Below are 15,347 nucleotides of genomic sequence, written 5' to 3'. Positions count from 1 at the left end.
GCGGTGCGGAATTCTGCACAGCCGTGCTCTTCGCACCGGTCACGGTATGGATTCTCGGGTCAAGCCCGAGAATGACGAACGCGCTGCTCTACCGCGCCAGATCCGCCACCACCGCATCCAGCACGATCATGCCGGCGGTCGTGGCACGCAGCCGGGCGTTGCCGACCGGCGCCACCAGCCCCTCCTCCTGCAGCACCGAGAGCCGCGCGCTCGAAAGACCGCGCCCGGCGAGCGCCTCGTAGCGCTGCAGGTCGATGCCTTCGGCCAGTCGCAGGCCCATCAGCAGGAACTCGTCCGCCTCTTCGGAACGCGTCAAAATCTCGCCGCCGGTGACGCCGTGCCCTCTGGCCTCGACCAGATTGGCCCAGGTTTCCGGCATTCTTTCCGCTATCGTCACCGTGCGGCGGCCGTTCTCGACGAAGCGGCCATGCGCGCCGGGCCCGACGCCGACATATTCGCCGTAGCGCCAGTAGGTCAGGTTGTGCCGGCTCTCGGCGCCGGGTTGGGCGTGGTTGGAAATCTCGTAGGCCGGCAGGCCATGCGCCGCCGTCACCTCCTGCGTCAGCGCGTAGAGATCGGCGGCGTGGTCGTTGTCGGGCAGCGTGAATTTGCGCGCAGCGTAAAGCGCGTGGAAGGGCGTGCCCTCCTCGATGGTCAGCTGGTACAGCGATAGGTGGTCGACGGCGTAGCCGATCGCCTGCTCCAGCTCCGCTCGCCACGCCTCGGGCGTCTGGCCGGGCCGCGCATAGATCAGGTCGAAGGACAGACGCGGAAAAATCTCACGCGCCAGGCCGATGGCGTGCAGCGCCTCCTCGACATTGTGCAGCCGGCCAAGGAAGCGCAGATCCTTGTCGTTGAGCGCCTGCACGCCTAGCGACACGCGGTTGACGCCGGCGGCGCGGTAGCCACGGAAGCGCTCGGCCTCGACCGAGGACGGGTTGGCTTCCAGGGTCACCTCGATGCCGGCTGGCATCGTCCAGTTCCTGGCCACCGCCTCCAGCATCGCCGCGACGGTTTCCGGCTTCATCAGCGACGGCGTGCCGCCGCCGAGAAAAATGCTGGTCACCTCGCGCGGGCCGGTGCGGTCGCGCATGGTCGCAAGCTCCGTCTCGAAGGCGCGGGCAAAACGCTCCTGGTCGACCGGCTGGTGGCGGACATGGCTGTTGAAGTCGCAATAAGGGCACTTGGCCGCGCAGAACGGCCAGTGGATGTAGACGCCGAAGCCGGGGCTCCGGTCGAACGGTATGGTGACCGCGCTCATGCCGATCCTGGTCGCGCCAGATCAAGGCGCGCCAAATCCAGGCGTGCCAAATCCAGGCGTGCTTGCGCGAATTTCTGGAAGGCGCGGGCGCGGTGCGAAAGCGCTGTGGCCTGGCCGGGCTTCCAGCCATGCTTTTCTTGCGCGCTCATCTCGCCGAAAGTCTTGTCGAAACCGTTGGGCAGGAACACCGGATCGTAGCCGAAGCCGAGCGTGCCGCGCGGCGGCCAAACAAGCGTGCCTTCCGCCTCGCCGCGATAATATTCGGCTTCGCCGTCCGGAAATGCCAGGCAGATGACGGCGACGAAGCGGCCGGTGCGCTGGACGGGCTCGGTCGCGCGGGCTTCCTGCAGTGCCGTTTCCGTCTTTTGCATGGCCATGCCGAAATCCCTGCTGCCATCGGGCTTCTCGGCCCAGTTGGCGGTGTAGACCCCCGGCGCGCCGTCGAGCGCGTCGACGCACAGGCCTGAATCGTCCGACAGCGCCGGCAGGCCGGTGGCCTTGGCGGCTGCGTATGCCTTGATATAGGCATTCTCCTCGAAGGTGGTGCCGGTCTCGTCAGGTTCGGGCAGGCCGTATTCCTTGGCCGATTTCGCCTCGAAGCCGAACGGCGCCATCAGGTCGGCGAATTCGCGCAGCTTGCCTTCATTGTGGCTGGCGACGACGATCTTCTTTCCATTGAGGGAATGCATCAAAGACCCCAGATCCTTGGCTCGGCGAACTCGATCGAATTGCCCGACGGGTCGCGGATATAGATCGAATGCCCGCCCTGCGGCCACTCGAAATCGCTTTCGATGGCGATGTTCCTGGCCGCGAGATGCTTGCGCCATGCGGCGATCTCATCGGCGGTCGCGGCGAAGCAGAGGTGCCCTTCGCCGGCCGTGCCGTGCGGCGGCACCTTCAGCCTGGCGTCGGGCGCCGGCGGGATCTTCGTCGCCTCCGCGTTGAAGAGAAGCAATACGCCGTTGCCGCAGCGGAAAAAGACGTGGCGCCCTTCGACCTTGCCCAAGGCTTCGAGGCCGATGATGTCGCGGTAGAAGGTTTCGGCGGCATCGAGATCCGTCACATAGAGCGCCGATTCCAAAATTGCCGAGGGAGTCACGAGGCACCCCCCTCTGGCCTGCCGGCCATCTCCCCCGCAAGGGGGGAGATCAGCAGCTTCGGCGCCGCCGCAAACCTTTCAGCGTTGGAGATTGGCGAAGGCCGAGACAACACCTGATCTCCCCCCTTGCGGGGGAGATGGCCGGCAGGCCAGAGGGGGGTGTGAAGGATCGCCGACCTCATCGCATTCAACGTCAGGCCACCGCCATCTGCTGCAAGCTCACCAGCCGCGAGATACCCTTCTTCGCCAGCCCCATCAGCGCCGCGAACTGCTCCTCGGAAAACGGCTCGCCTTCCGCCGTGCCCTGGATCTCGACGATACCGCCCTTGCCGGTCATGACGAAATTGGCGTCGGTGCCGGCCGAGGAATCCTCGAGGTAATCGAGATCGATGACCGGCTGGCCGTCATGGATGCCGCAGGAAATCGCCGCGACATGGTCCTTCAGCACCTTGGAAACGCTCACCATCTGGCGCGCTTCCATCCAGCGCAGGCAATCATAGAGCGCTACCCAGCCGCCGGTGATCGAGGCGGTGCGGGTGCCGCCATCGGCCTGGATGACGTCGCAATCGACGGTGATCTGCTGCTCGCCCAGCGCCTGCAGGTCGACCACGGCGCGCAAGCTCCGGCCGATCAGCCGCTGGATCTCCAGCGTGCGGCCGCCCTGCTTGCCGGCGGAGGCCTCGCGCCGCATGCGCTCGCCGGTCGAGCGCGGCAGCATGCCGTATTCGGCCGTCACCCAGCCCTTGCCGGAATTGCGCATCCATGCCGGCACTTTTTCCTCCAGGCTCGCCGTGCACAGCACATGCGTGTCGCCGAACTTCACCAGGCACGAGCCTTCGGCATGCTTGGAGACGCCGCGCTCGAAGGAGATGGCGCGCATTTCGTCGGCTTGGCGTTTGGAGGGGCGCATTCGGCCTTCTTTCTTGTCGTTTTGCGGAATCGTGGCCGGCTTGTAGACGCATGCGGGGCAAGTCGCAAAGGAAAAGGACGCCGCGCAGGAAAACGGGCCGGGTGACCGCAAAACGCGGCACCGTGACCGCAAACGCGGCACCGGGTTGCGCCGCTGTGGCTTAAGTCTATATCTTTCGGAAGGAGGTTTCTCGCCGGGATGAACAAACCAGTCGATCCGACGTCGCAGTCGCCGGTACTTCAATCACTGGACATGCGCTCGCGCGATATCTTCCGGCGGATTGTCGATTCCTATCTGCGCGACGGCGAGCCGGTCGGCTCGCGCAGCTTGTCGCGCATCCTGCCCTCCTCGCTGTCGCCCGCCACCATCCGCAATGTCATGAGCGATCTCGAGCATCTGGGCCTGATCTACGCGCCGCATATTTCCGCCGGGCGGCTGCCGACCCAGACCGGCCTGCGCTTTTTCGTCGACGCCTTCATGGAGCTCGGCGACCTTTCCGACGACGAGCGCCGCGTCATCGAGGCGCAGGTGCGCGCCTCCGGCTCTGGCGCGACGCTGGAGCATATGCTGACCGAGGCCAGCCAAATGCTGTCCGGCATGTCGCGCGGCGCCGGCCTCGTGCTCGCCTCCAAGAACGAGGTGGCGCTGAAGCACATCGAATTCATCCAGCTCGAGCCCACCAAGGCGCTTGCCGTGCTGGTGTCGCAGAACGGCGATGTCGAGAACCGCGTCGTCGACCTGCCGGCCGGCATCACCGTCTCGCAGCTGCACGAGGCCTCGAACTTCCTCAACGCCCATATCAGGGGGCGCACGCTTGCCGAGGCGCGCATCGAGATCGCCCGCATCAAGGACGAGACCAGAACGGCGCTCGACACGCTGTCGCAGGATCTGGTCGAGAAGGGGCTGGCGGTCTGGGCCGGCGCCGAGAGCGGCCTGCCGGCGCGCCTCATCGTGCGCGGCCGCGCCAACCTCCTGGAAAACGTCACCGCCCAGGCCGATCTCGAGCTCCTGCGTCATCTGTTCGAGGATCTGGAGACGCAGGACGGGCTGCTGCAGCTGCTCGACCTCGCCGAGGAAGGACCTGGCGTGCGCATCTTCATCGGCTCGGAGAACAAGCTGTTTTCGCTGTCCGGCTCGTCGCTGGTCGTTGCGCCCTATCGCGACAAGGACGCCCGCGTCATCGGCGCGCTTGGCGTCATCGGCCCGACCCGTCTGAACTACGCCCGCATCGTGCCGATGGTCGATTACACCGCGCAGCTGATTTCACGAATGCTGCGCTAGGTGTATCGGTATACAGGTGATGTCGGCCTGACCTGAATCTCGACAGGGTGCAAAGGAGAAAAACATGGCGCTGGAATCGCTCAAGGCCCAGATCGGCCTGCTGCTTGAGGAGATGGTGAACCAGCCCGAGGACGAGCACGAGATCCAGGAGCAGCTGCGCGAGAAATTGCGGGAGATGCGCGCAATGGGTCTGCCCTTGCCAGCTGACCTCGTCGAGTTGGAAAAGCGCCTCGACGACGATCTGGATGCCGAAGAGGCCTGAGCCCGAGGCCCGTCAAATCCGCGTGCGCAAGCTTCTCTTTTCGATCGTTTGCCCAATATGTCCTGGCTCTGGGCGCGCCTGATCGATTGAGGCGCGCTGGCAGACGACGGAGGACAGCCATGATGCGGATCGCCGGCCTTGCGGGCCTCGCGCTGGTCTTTGCCACCGGCGCCTTTGCGCAGCAGGCCGATCAACCCTTGCTCAGCGGTGAAAAGGCCTTCGGCGATTGGAAGGCCGATCGCCCGGGCGTGCGCCGGCTGCTGAAACCTGAGGATTTGCCGAAACCCGATGTGACGGAGTCCGCCTCGAACGGCGGCGGCGTCACCGATCGCCCCGAGGACGCGAAGCCGAAACTTCCGCCCGGCTTCTCCGCCGAGCTGGTCGCATCCGGCATCGACAGTCCGCGCGTCGTGCGCGTGGCTCCGAACGGCGACGTCTTTGTCGCCGACAGCCGGGCGAACCAGGTCCGCGTCTATCGCTTGGCGGAAGGCAGCGTCAAGCCCGCGCAAAAGTCGGTCTTCGCCAAGGGCCTGACCCGGCCCTACGGCATCGCCTTCTATCCGCCTGGCGACACGCCGCAATGGGTCTATGTCGCCAACAGCAACAGCGTCGTCCGCTTTGCCTATCGCGACGGCGACCTCAAGGCGTCCGGCAAGCCGGAGACCATCGTCGCAAAGATCCCCGCCAGCCATCACTGGACGCGCGACATCGCCTTCTCGCCCGACGGCAAGACGCTCTATCTGTCGGTCGGCTCGGGCTCCAACGTCGCCGAGGACATGGGCGCAAAGCCGAAGGGCGGTGTCGAGGCGTGGGCGAAATCGCAGCCGCTGGGCGAGGCCTGGGGTCCGGAACAGGGTCGCGCCGACGTGCTGGCCTTCGATCCCGACGGCAACAACCGCAGGACCGTCGCCACCGGCCTGCGCAACTGCTCCGGCATGGCCGTGCAGCCGGCGACGGGCACGCTCTGGTGCGTCGTCAACGAGCGCGACGAGCTTGGCGACAACATTCCCTTCGAATACGCGACCGCCGTGAAGGACGGCGCCTTCTACGGCTGGCCCTGGTATTACATCGGCGACAACGAGGACCCGCGCCACAAGGGCGCGCGCCCCGACCTCGCCGGCAAGGTCACGGTTCCGGATGTGCTGATCCAGGCGCATTCGGCGCCGCTCAACATCGCCTTCTACGACGGCGGCAATTTCCCGGCCGACTACAAGGGCGATGCCTTCGTCGCGCTGCACGGCTCGTGGAACCGCAACGTCCGCACCGGCTACAAGGTGGTGCGGCTGAGATTCAAGGACGGCAAGCCGACCGGCGAATACGAGGACTTCGCCACCGGCTTCGTCATTTCCGATGACGCGGTCTGGGGCCGGCCGGTCGGCGTCGCCGTGGCCAGGGACGGCGCGTTGATCCTCACCGAGGACGGCAACGGCACCATCTGGCGCGTTACGTATGGCGGGTAGTTCCCCGAATCTCGTCATTCTAGGGCTGCGCGCGTCGCTCCGCTCCTTGCTCCGCCCTGGAATGACGACAGGACTGATCGTTTCGGCCAAACTCCAAGGTATGCGGCGTCCCACAAAGGAACCAGCTCCCGGTCGAACTGGCGCAACGAATCCCATTGCGAGGGGAATTACCGTCGCACTGGCATCATGATAAAAGCCCGGCTCTCGACAGCGGTCCCCGCAGGACTGTACGCCAGGCCAGAACCATGACACTCACCGGATTCCTCGCCTACAGCGCCGCCCTCGGCATCGCCGCCGTCATTCCCGGCCCCGGCGTCACGGCGCTTGTCGCCCGCGCGCTCGGCTCCGGCTTCCGCTCGTCGCTCGCCATGTCGTTCGGCCTGATGCTCGGCGACCTCACCTATCTCACCGCCGTGGTGCTCGGGCTTGCTTTCGTCGCCCAGACCTTCGGCGTGGTCTTCCTCGCCATCAAATGGGCCGGCGTCGCCTATCTCGCTTTCCTCGCCTGGCGCTTCTGGACCAGCGGCGTCACGCCCGAAACCGTCGAGTCCCGGAAGGCCAAGGGAGGTCTGGTGTCGAGCTTCGCCGCCGGGCTGACCGTGACGCTCGGCGATCCGAAGACGATGATCTTCTATCTCGCCATCACGCCGACCATCGTCGACCTGAAGACGATCACGCTCGCCGACTACGCCATCCTTGCGATGCTCACCGTGGCGGTGCTGTTCGTGGTGCTGGTGCCTTACCTGGTTTTGGCCGCCAAGGCGCGCTGGTTCCTGAAATCGCCGCGGGCGCTGAAGGTCCTCAACCGCACCGCCGCCGGCTTCATGATGGGCGCGGCCGCGGCCATAGCGGCGCGCCAATAGGCGCCAATCTCAACCCGCGCCCGATTCGGCCAAACCATTCCCGAAACCCGCTGTGGCGGAAAATGCTTTTCCGGTCGTGGGCGCTTTTGAGCAACCGCCCCACTCGGATATTTTCGGTCGCCGGCCTATCTTGCGCGGCTGAAAGCCCTATTCTGTTTTTGCCTGTGCCATTGCCTTGGAGCGAACCATGAACAAGCCCGTCACCTCCGCGCGCGTGCCCGGCCGCGGCCGCGTCTTCAATTCGATCACGGAGACGATTGGCGACACGCCGCTGGTCAGGCTGGACAAGTTCGCCAGGGAGAAGGGCATCGTCGCCAATCTCATGGCCAAGCTCGAATTCTTCAACCCGATCGCTTCGGTCAAGGACCGCATCGGCGTCGCCATGATCGAGGCGCTGGAGGAGGCCGGCAGGATCGCGCCCGGCAAGACCACGCTGATCGAGCCGACCTCCGGCAACACCGGCATCGCGCTGGCCTTCGCCGCCGCGGCCAAGGGCTACAAGCTGATCCTGACCATGCCGGAGACCATGTCGGTCGAGCGCCGCAAGATGCTGGCGCTGCTCGGCGCGGAGCTGGTGCTGACCGAAGGCCCGAAAGGCATGAAGGGCGCCATCGCCAAGGCCGACGAGCTCGCCGCCACCCTGCCCAACGCCATCATCCCGCAGCAATTCGAGAATCCGGCCAATCCCGAAATCCACCGCCGCACCACGGCCGAGGAAATCTGGAACGACACCAATGGCGAGGTCGACATTTTCGTTTCCGCCATCGGCACCGGCGGCACCATCACCGGCGTCGGCCAGGTGCTGAAGAAGCGCAAGCCCTCGCTGCAGGTCGTGGCGGTCGAGCCGGAAGCCTCGCCGGTGCTGTCGGGCGGCCAGCCCGGCCCGCACAAGATCCAGGGCATCGGCGCCGGCTTCGCCCCGAAAATCCTCGACACGTCGATCTATGACGAGGTCGTCAGGGTTTCGAACGAGGATTCGGTCGCCAATGCGCGTCTCGTCGCCCGCCTCGAAGGCGTGCCGGTCGGCATCTCGTCGGGCGCAGCACTCCAGGCGGCCATCGTCGTCGGCTCGCGGCCGGAGAACAAGGGCAAGAACCTCGTCGTCGTCATCCCCTCTTTCGCCGAGCGCTATCTCTCGACCATCCTGTTCGACGGGCTGGGCGCTTAGGCATACCCCTCGTCATCCTCGGGCTTGACCCGACGATCCATGCCTTGACCGCGGCCGTGGAATGCCGCGGGAGTGTCTCGCTTAATCCCTGGACTGTTCAAAAAAGCATCCGTGGCGGGCGCTGCCCGGCTTGAGCAAGACCGGGCTTCCGGCTCATATCGCCGCCAGGCCTCATCGGCAGGCGGGAGGATTTCTCATGTACAAGCTCTATACGCGCCCGGGCAGCGGCGGCTTCGTCGTCGAGGCTGCGCTTGCCATGACCGGCCTGCCCTTCGAACAGATCGATGTGCCGAAGAAAGATCCGCCCGATCCGGCCTTCCTCGCCATCAGCCCGCTGAACCAGGTGCCCGCGCTGACGCTGCCCGACGGCCATTCGCTGACGGAGTCGGCGGCAATCTGCATTCTGCTCGCCGAGCGCCACCCGCAGGCCGGCCTTGCGCCGCAACCGGGCTCGCCCGGCCGCGCCGAATTCCTGCGCTGGATGGCCTTCATGTCGTCGGTGCTCTATCCGGCGATGCTGCGTCTCTATTACGCGTACCGCTACACCGCCGATGGCGAAGGCCTCCAGCCGGTGAAAGCGGCGGCGGTCGCCGAGATGGATCGCGGCTTTGCTATCCTCGACCAGGCGCTGGCCGGCCGCGACTGGCTGGCCGGCGAGACGCTCTCGCTGGCCGACATCTACCTGGTCATGCTGGTGGCTTGGCATCCCGACGTCGAGAAAGCGCGGGCCGCTTGGCCGAACATCGAACGCCTGTGGGCGAAACTGCGCCGGCACGACCTCATGCGCAAGCTGAACGCATCGCACGAGATGTGGGCCGAGGCTTAACTCCCAATAAGCTTCGCCTTCTCGCCCTGCAGGAAACGCCGCAGCGCCGGGTCGCGCTCGAGGCCGATCGCCCGGTCGTAGGACTGGGCCGCCTGCTTCGTGTTGCCGAGCCTGGCCAACAGCCCGGCGCGAGCGGCCTAATAGGGCTGGTAGTCCTGCAGCCGCTTGTCCTCGCCAAGCACGTAAAGTGCCGCCAGCCCAGCCGTTGCACCCTCGGTTTCGGCGATCGCCACCGCGCGGTTGATCGCCACCACCGGCGAGCCGGCCACGGCCTGCAGCGCGTCGTAAAGCTGGCGGATCGCCGTCCAGTCCGTGCCGCCGCCGCGCCGGCGCGCCGTATGGGCGGACTGCACGGCGGCCTCGAGCTGGTAGCGACCGATGATGCTCCCTTGCGCGGCGCGCACCAGCAAGGCTTCCGCCTCGTCGATCAGGCCGTCGTCCCAGAGCGCGATATCCTGCTTGGCCAAAGGCACGAAATCGCCTTCCGGGCCGCGCCTCGCCGAGCGGCGCGCCTCGGCGAACAGCATCAGCGCCAGCAGCCCGAGCGCTTCCGGCTCGTCCGGCATCAGCGAGGCGACCAGCCGACCGAGCCAGATGCCCTCGGTGGCGAGGTTGCGCCGCCGGCTGTCGGTGCCGGTCGGGTCCGACCAGCCTTCGGCGAAGGTGGCGTAGATCGCCTCCAGCACCGCGCCCAGCCGGTCGCCCAGCTCCGCCTGCTCCGGCACGCGGAACGGAATCCCGGTTTCGCGGATCCGCGCCTTGGCCCGCACCAGCCGCTGTCCCATCGTCGCCGGCGAAACCAGGAAGGCCGACGCGATCGTCGCGGCGTCGAAACCGAGGATCGTCTGCAGGATCAGCGGCGCGCGCACGCTGGCCTCGATCGCCGGATGGGCGCAGGCAAACATCAGCCGCAGCCGGTCGTCGGGCAGCTCCTCGCCGCGCATGCGCGCCTCCATTTCCTCGGCCATCAGCTGCAGATGATCGCGGGCCGCCTCGCCGGTCAGCCGCCGCCGCACCGCGTCCACGTCGCGCCGGCGCGCCACCGCGAGCAGCCAGGCTTCCGGCTCCGCCGGGACGCCGGTTCGCGGCCAGCGTTCGAGCGCGGCCGCGAAGGCGTCGGCCAGCGCGTCCTCGGCGCCGGCGACGTCGCGCGTGCGGGCCGCGAGCCAGGCGACCAGCTTGCCGTAGCTGCGCCGGGCGGCCGCCTCGGCCGCCGCCCGCGCGATCTCCGAGCGATCATCCATCACAGGGTTCGCTATGCGGCGGCTATGTACTCGGCCATTTCCCAGATCGGCCGCACCTCGACCGTGCCTGTGCTGGACGCCGGACAGCGCGCGCCCCATTCGATGGCCGTGTCGATGTCGGCCGCCTCGATCATGTAGAAACCCGCCAATTGCTCCTTGGTGTCGGCATAGGGGCCGTCGAGCACATTGGTCTTGCCATTCGCCATCCGCACCGCGGTGGCCGCCTGGGTCGGGCGCAGCCGCTCGCCGGCAATGTACGCGCCGGATGTCTTCAGCGCCTCGGTATAGGCGCCATAGGCCGCGAGCACCTGTTGGGTCTGCTCCTTCGGAGCGTTCGCCATCGCGGCTTCGTCATTGTAGATCAAAAGCATGTATCGCATGGTCTTCTCCCGTTTTGTTGACGGCCGCTTTCGTCGCGTGCCGACCTATGTCGTGCGGCCGCGGCCGATTTCGACAGGCATCGGGAAAATCTTTCGTCCTCGTCCGGCGATTGCGCAAGCACCACGCTCTCCAGGCAGCCAGGGCCGATCGCGGCAATGCTGGAACAACTGGCAGCGGCGCCTCGCGGCGCTATCCTTTTTCTCCGGAGCGGCGGATCGCGCGAGAAGATGGGAGAAGACCATGGAACTTGTGACCCACAAGAAATTCAAGAACGGCCGGCTGATGCCGTGGGGAAAGGGAACGGTCGTCAGCGGGGCGAAGGGGACCATCTATCTTTGCGGAAACACGGCCACATCGGATGACTACGATCCAATGGGCAAGAAGGGCGGCGGCTTCGTCGGCGATGCCGCGGCGCAATGGCGCGCGGTGCTCGGCAATATCAAGTCGGACCTGGAAGAGCTCGGCAGCGGTCTCGAACATCTCATCAGGCTCACCTTCTTCGTCAGGGGGCCGTTTCCCGACGGCGGCGTCCTCGGCTCGCCGAATTTTCGCCTGGACGTGCTGGACGCGTTCTTTGCCGAGCACTGTCCCAAGCATTGCAGCTACAACAACCCGCCGCCCTCGGAGGTGATCGGGGTCGCGGCGCTTGCTCAAGCCGATATCGTCATCGAAATCGTCGCGGTCGCGGCGCTGCCGGACTGAGGTCCGCCGCCGCAAGCCGCGCAGCGGCATCCGGTGCTTGCAGCGGCGTGCGGACAGAACGGATTTGAGCGGTTCTGCTGTCTTAACCGTTCGTCTAATGACTGCAATTGCGGGTTGGCATTTGCCGCTCGCTGTCTAAACTCTCCGCGAACTCGGGCCGGGAGGACGGCGCGGCCCGGATGTTTTCAGGGAGGAAATCGCGATGTTCAATTTCAGGACCAGGCTTGTTGCCGCCGGCGCGCTGGCGCTGTCGCTTGGCCTCGGCGCCGTGTCGGCCGGGGCGCAGGAATTCATCAATGTGCTCACCGGCGGCACGTCGGGCGTCTACTATCCGCTCGGGGTCGCGCTGTCGGAGATTTACGGCAAGGGCATCGAGGGCTCGCGCACCCAGGTTCAGGCGACCAAGGCTTCGGTCGAGAACCTCAACCTGCTGCAGCAGGGCAAGGGCGAGATCGCCTTTGCGCTCGGCGATTCCGTCAAGATGGCCGCCGAAGGCAACACGGAGGCCGGCTTCCCGGGCAAGCTCGACAAGTTGCGCGGCATCGCCGCGATCTATCCCAACTACATCCAGATCGTCGCCAGCCGGGACTCCGGCATCAAGACGCTCGCCGACCTCAAGGGCAAGAGCCTGTCGGTCGGCGCGCCTGCCTCCGGCACCGAGCTCAACGCGCGCGCCATCTTCGCCGCCGCCGGTCTCAAATACGAGGATCTCGGACGGGTCGAATATCTGCCCTTCGCCGAGTCGGTCGAGCTGATCAAGAACCGCCAGCTCGACGCCACCTTGCAGTCGGCCGGCCTCGGCGTCGCCTCCATCCGGGACCTCGCGACCTCGCTTCCCATCAACGTCGTCGCCGTGCCGGCCGAGGACGTCGCCAAGATCGGGGCGCCCTATCTTTCCGTGGTTATCCCGAAAGGCACCTATGAGGGCCAGACGGAAGACGTCGCGACCGCCGCGGTCGGCAATTTCCTCATTACCCGCGCCGACGTCTCCGACGAGACCGCCTACCAGATGACCAAGCTGCTGTTCGAGCATCTCGACCAACTGGCTGCCGCGCATGCCGCCGCCAAGGCGATCGATCCGGCCAAGGCGCTGGACGGTATGCCCGTGGCGCTGCATCCCGGCGCGGAGAAATATTACAGGGAAAAAGGGTTGCTGAAGTAGGGCCCATCGAGGAAAGGCTATCGCATAGCCCAGCGCCAGCCCCCTCATCCGGCCGCTTCGCGGCCACCTTCTCCCCGACGGAGAGAAGAGACCGGCGCCAACGCCGACCGCCTCCTCTCCCCTCGGGAGAGGTCAGTCGAGCGAAGCGGAGGCTGGGTGAGGGGGAGCGTCATACGCGGTTTCCCTCCCCTCAACCGAGACGGTACTGCCCGCCAGGAATCCGCCGATGACCGATACCCCCACCGTTCTTTCCCCGATCGCCGAGGAACAAGTCGAAGGCCTCCCGCCCGGTTTTGGCGACGGCCTTGCCGGCAAGGTGGCCTTCCTCATCGCCGTCGCCTTCTCCGTCTTCCAGATTTACATCGCCGCCTATGGCAGCCTGCCCAGCCAGGTGGTGCGGGCCATGCATGTCGGCTTCCTGCTGCTGCTCGGTTTCGGCCTCATCGCCAACCTGCGCGCCAGGAGCGCAGCGGCGAAGCTTGGCTTCTGGGTGCTCGGCCTGCTCGGCTTCGGCACCGGCCTCTACAACTGGGTCTTCTATGCCGACCTCATCCGCCGCTCCGGCTTCCTCACCACGCCGGACCTGATCGTCGGCGCGTTGCTGGTGGTGCTCGTCTTCGAAGCTGCCAGACGGCTGATGGGCCTGCCGCTGGCCGTCATCGCCTTCATCTTCCTCGCCTATTGCTTCGCCGGCAACCACCTGCCGCCGCCCTTCACCCATCGCGGCTATGATTTCGCGCAGCTGGTCGACACCTTCGCCTATGGCACCGAGGGCATATACGGCACGCCGGTCTATGTTTCGGCTGCCTACATCTTCATCTTCGTCGTCTTTGCCGCTTTCCTCGAACGAGCCGGCATGATCGCCCTGTTCAACGATTTCGCGCTCGGCCTGGTCGGCTCGTGGCGCGGCGGCCCGGCCCAGGTCTGCGTGCTGTCCTCCGCGCTGATGGGCACAATCTCCGGTTCGGGCGTCGCCAATGTCGTCGCCAGCGGCCAGTTCACCATCCCGCTGATGAAGCGCTTCGGCTTCCGCTCCGCCTTTGCCGGCGCGGTCGAGGCGACCTCCTCGATGGGCGGCCAGATCATGCCGCCGGTGATGGGAGCCGTCGCCTTCATCATGGCCGAGACGCTGAACATCCCTTATGCCGAGGTGGTCAAGGCGGCGATCATCCCGGCGCTGCTCTATTTCGGCGCCTGCTTCTGGCAGGTGCATCTGGAGGCCGGCAAGGCAGGCCTACACGGCATGGCCAAGGCGGATTTGCCCAATCCGTGGGAAGCGGTCAGAAAGCACTGGCCGCTGGTGCTGCCGCTTGCCGCGCTGGTCTACCTGCTGTTTGCCGGCTACACGCCGATCTTCGCCGGCACGATGGGGCTCGCGCTGACCATCGTGCTCATCCTCGGCACGCCGCTGGCAGCCTTGATCGGGCCGCTCGCCTTCCGCTTCGTCTTCTGGCTGGCGCTCGGGCTGGCCGCGGCGTCTTTCATGCGCTTCGGCGTCAATGTGCTCAGCCTCGTCATCGCGGCGCTCGTCATCGCCTGTCTCGCCTTCAAGGGCGGGCGCGAGACGCTGCGCATCTGCGTCGACTCGCTTGCCGAAGGAGCGAAGAACGCCCTGCCCGTCGGCATCGCCTGCGCCATCGTCGGCATCGTCATCGGCACGCTGACGCTCACCGGGATCGCCTCCACTTTCATCGGCTGGATCATATCCATCGGCGAGAACAACCTGTTCCTGTCGCTGGTGTTGACCATGCTCACCTGCCTGGTTCTCGGCATGGGCATTCCGACCATCCCCAACTACATCATCACCTCCTCTCTCGCCGGCCCGGCGCTGCTGTCGCTCGGCGTGCCGCTGGTGGTCAGCCACATGTTCGTCTTCTATTTCGGCATCATGGCGGATCTCACCCCGCCGGTGGCGCTCGCCGCCTTTGCCGCAGCACCCATGGCCAAGGAAAGCGGCCTCAAGATCGGCATCCAGGCGTCCAAGCTCGCCATCGCCGGCTTCGTCATGCCGTTCATGGCCGTCTACACGCCGGCGCTGATGCTGCAGGACGCGGGCCCGATCGCGGCTTCGTTCGGCTATCCCGTCGAGGTCGCCTACATCGTCGTCAAGGCCTGCATGGGCATCGTGCTGTGGGGGGCTGCCGCCGTCGGCTTCCTCGCCCGCCGCATGGCTTGGTGGGAGCGTCTCGTCGCGTTCTGCGCCGGCCTGCTCCTGGTGGCCGCATTGCCGCTCACCGACGAGACCGGCTGGGTGCTGGCGCTGGCGTGGATCGGCTGGCACTGCTGGCGCGCCCGCCGGCTGTCCGCCGCCGACACTCCATGAGCCTGTGTATCCTCGCCGCCGGCAAGACGGTGACGCTCGCCGTCGCCGCCTTCACGCTATCCTGGACGCATTCGGTGGAACGGACGCGCTGGCAGGAGGACTGGACGGTGACGCCGGCCGGGCTGCGGGTCGTTGAGGCACGGGTCAAGGGCTCCGGCGCCGGCATGGAGCCGCCGGAGGGCTCGGTGCTGCGGGGCGGCTGGTGGGTCTATGCGCCCCGGATCGGATTCCAGCCGCGTCTGGTGCTCGCGGCGTCCGGCGCCACCGGGGAAGGCTGGACGCTGTGCACGGCCGCCAACTGCCGGGAACTGGGCGGGACGGCCGGCGAACCCACCGTGCTCGAACCGTGCGACGGCTCGAGCCAGCCACGGTAGCGCACGATCAGCCCGGCGACCGGGTGCGATA

The 15,347-nt window shown here is 66.5% G+C and carries 15 protein-coding genes and 1 pseudogene; 10 read left to right on the top strand and 6 right to left on the bottom strand.

Annotated elements, in window-relative coordinates; genetic code table 11:
- Nucleotides 1-88: 88 nt before the first annotated feature.
- The 4 genes from hemW to rph form a co-directional block, all read right to left on the bottom strand.
- Complete coding sequence (gene hemW / locus FJ957_RS21190; protein WP_140834785.1) at nt 89-1,261, bottom strand: radical SAM family heme chaperone HemW; 1,173 nt, start codon at nt 1,259-1,261, stop codon at nt 89-91.
- Nucleotides 1,258-1,950, bottom strand: a complete 693-nt coding sequence (gene rdgB / locus FJ957_RS21185; RefSeq protein WP_140834784.1) for an RdgB/HAM1 family non-canonical purine NTP pyrophosphatase — start codon at nt 1,948-1,950, stop codon at nt 1,258-1,260. The genes hemW and rdgB overlap by 4 nt, the downstream gene beginning before the upstream one ends.
- The gene (locus FJ957_RS21180; RefSeq protein WP_140834783.1) at nt 1,950-2,360 is read right to left on the bottom strand and encodes a VOC family protein; all 411 of its coding nucleotides are present in this window, start codon (nt 2,358-2,360) and stop codon (nt 1,950-1,952) included. The genes rdgB and FJ957_RS21180 overlap by 1 nt, the downstream gene beginning before the upstream one ends.
- Before the next feature lie 193 nt (nt 2,361-2,553).
- A complete protein-coding gene (gene rph / locus FJ957_RS21170; protein WP_112098165.1) occupies nt 2,554-3,270 on the bottom strand; it encodes a ribonuclease PH in 717 nt (238 codons plus the stop codon).
- 198 nt (nt 3,271-3,468) lie between these two features.
- Between rph and hrcA the strand changes: the two genes are divergently transcribed.
- The 6 genes from hrcA to FJ957_RS21140 all read left to right on the top strand — a co-directional run bounded on the left by hrcA (nt 3,469) and on the right by FJ957_RS21140 (nt 9,130).
- Nucleotides 3,469-4,551 carry a heat-inducible transcriptional repressor HrcA gene (hrcA, locus tag FJ957_RS21165; RefSeq protein WP_140658212.1) on the top strand — a complete coding sequence of 361 codons (1,083 nt, stop codon included), beginning with the start codon at nt 3,469-3,471 and terminating at the stop codon, nt 4,549-4,551.
- Nucleotides 4,552-4,615: 64 nt separating this feature from the next.
- A complete protein-coding gene (locus FJ957_RS21160; RefSeq protein ID WP_140834782.1) occupies nt 4,616-4,813 on the top strand; it encodes a hypothetical protein in 198 nt (65 codons plus the stop codon).
- A 119-nt stretch (nt 4,814-4,932) separates the two neighbouring features.
- On the top strand, nt 4,933-6,273 hold the full coding sequence (locus tag FJ957_RS21155) for a sorbosone dehydrogenase family protein (RefSeq protein WP_140834781.1): 1,341 nt from the start codon (nt 4,933-4,935) through the stop codon (nt 6,271-6,273).
- 245 nt (nt 6,274-6,518) lie between these two features.
- A complete protein-coding gene (locus FJ957_RS21150) occupies nt 6,519-7,136 on the top strand; it encodes a LysE family translocator (protein ID WP_140834780.1) in 618 nt (205 codons plus the stop codon).
- A 187-nt stretch (nt 7,137-7,323) separates the two neighbouring features.
- Nucleotides 7,324-8,304: a cysteine synthase A gene (gene cysK, locus FJ957_RS21145; RefSeq protein ID WP_140834779.1), complete on the top strand. Its 981-nt coding sequence runs from the start codon at nt 7,324-7,326 to the stop codon at nt 8,302-8,304.
- Nucleotides 8,305-8,500: 196 nt separating this feature from the next.
- Complete coding sequence (locus tag FJ957_RS21140; RefSeq protein WP_140834778.1) at nt 8,501-9,130, top strand: glutathione S-transferase family protein; 630 nt, start codon at nt 8,501-8,503, stop codon at nt 9,128-9,130.
- On the opposite strand, the pseudogene FJ957_RS21135 reads toward FJ957_RS21140, so the two are convergent.
- Nucleotides 9,127-10,374: pseudogene (locus FJ957_RS21135) on the bottom strand (RNA polymerase sigma factor). The gene FJ957_RS21140 and the pseudogene FJ957_RS21135 sit on opposite strands and share 4 nt — an antisense overlap.
- Nucleotides 10,375-10,385: 11 nt before the next feature.
- On the bottom strand, nt 10,386-10,754 hold the full coding sequence (locus FJ957_RS21130; RefSeq protein ID WP_140834777.1) for a YciI family protein: 369 nt from the start codon (nt 10,752-10,754) through the stop codon (nt 10,386-10,388).
- 241 nt (nt 10,755-10,995) lie between these two features.
- Here FJ957_RS21130 and FJ957_RS21125 point away from each other — a divergent pair, with 241 nt between their 5' ends.
- The 4 genes from FJ957_RS21125 (at nt 10,996) to FJ957_RS21110 (ending at nt 15,316) form a co-directional block, all read left to right on the top strand.
- Nucleotides 10,996-11,457 carry a RidA family protein gene (locus FJ957_RS21125; protein WP_140834776.1) on the top strand — a complete coding sequence of 154 codons (462 nt, stop codon included), beginning with the start codon at nt 10,996-10,998 and terminating at the stop codon, nt 11,455-11,457.
- Between the two features lie 202 nt (nt 11,458-11,659).
- Nucleotides 11,660-12,619: a TAXI family TRAP transporter solute-binding subunit gene (locus tag FJ957_RS21120; protein ID WP_140834775.1), complete on the top strand. Its 960-nt coding sequence runs from the start codon at nt 11,660-11,662 to the stop codon at nt 12,617-12,619.
- A gap of 226 nt (nt 12,620-12,845) precedes the next feature.
- Nucleotides 12,846-14,942 carry a TRAP transporter permease gene (locus FJ957_RS21115; RefSeq protein ID WP_140834774.1) on the top strand — a complete coding sequence of 699 codons (2,097 nt, stop codon included), beginning with the start codon at nt 12,846-12,848 and terminating at the stop codon, nt 14,940-14,942.
- Nucleotides 14,939-15,316, top strand: a complete 378-nt coding sequence (locus tag FJ957_RS21110) for a DUF1850 domain-containing protein (RefSeq protein WP_140834821.1) — start codon at nt 14,939-14,941, stop codon at nt 15,314-15,316. Before FJ957_RS21115 ends, FJ957_RS21110 begins: the two co-directional genes overlap by 4 nt.
- The last annotated feature ends 31 nt before the right edge of the window (nt 15,317-15,347 follow it).

Source organism: Mesorhizobium sp. B2-4-6 (assembly GCF_006442775.1).
Taxonomy (GTDB): domain Bacteria; phylum Pseudomonadota; class Alphaproteobacteria; order Rhizobiales; family Rhizobiaceae; genus Mesorhizobium.
Note: the sequence above shows the minus strand (reverse complement) of the source record. Positions and strands in the feature narration are given on the sequence as shown.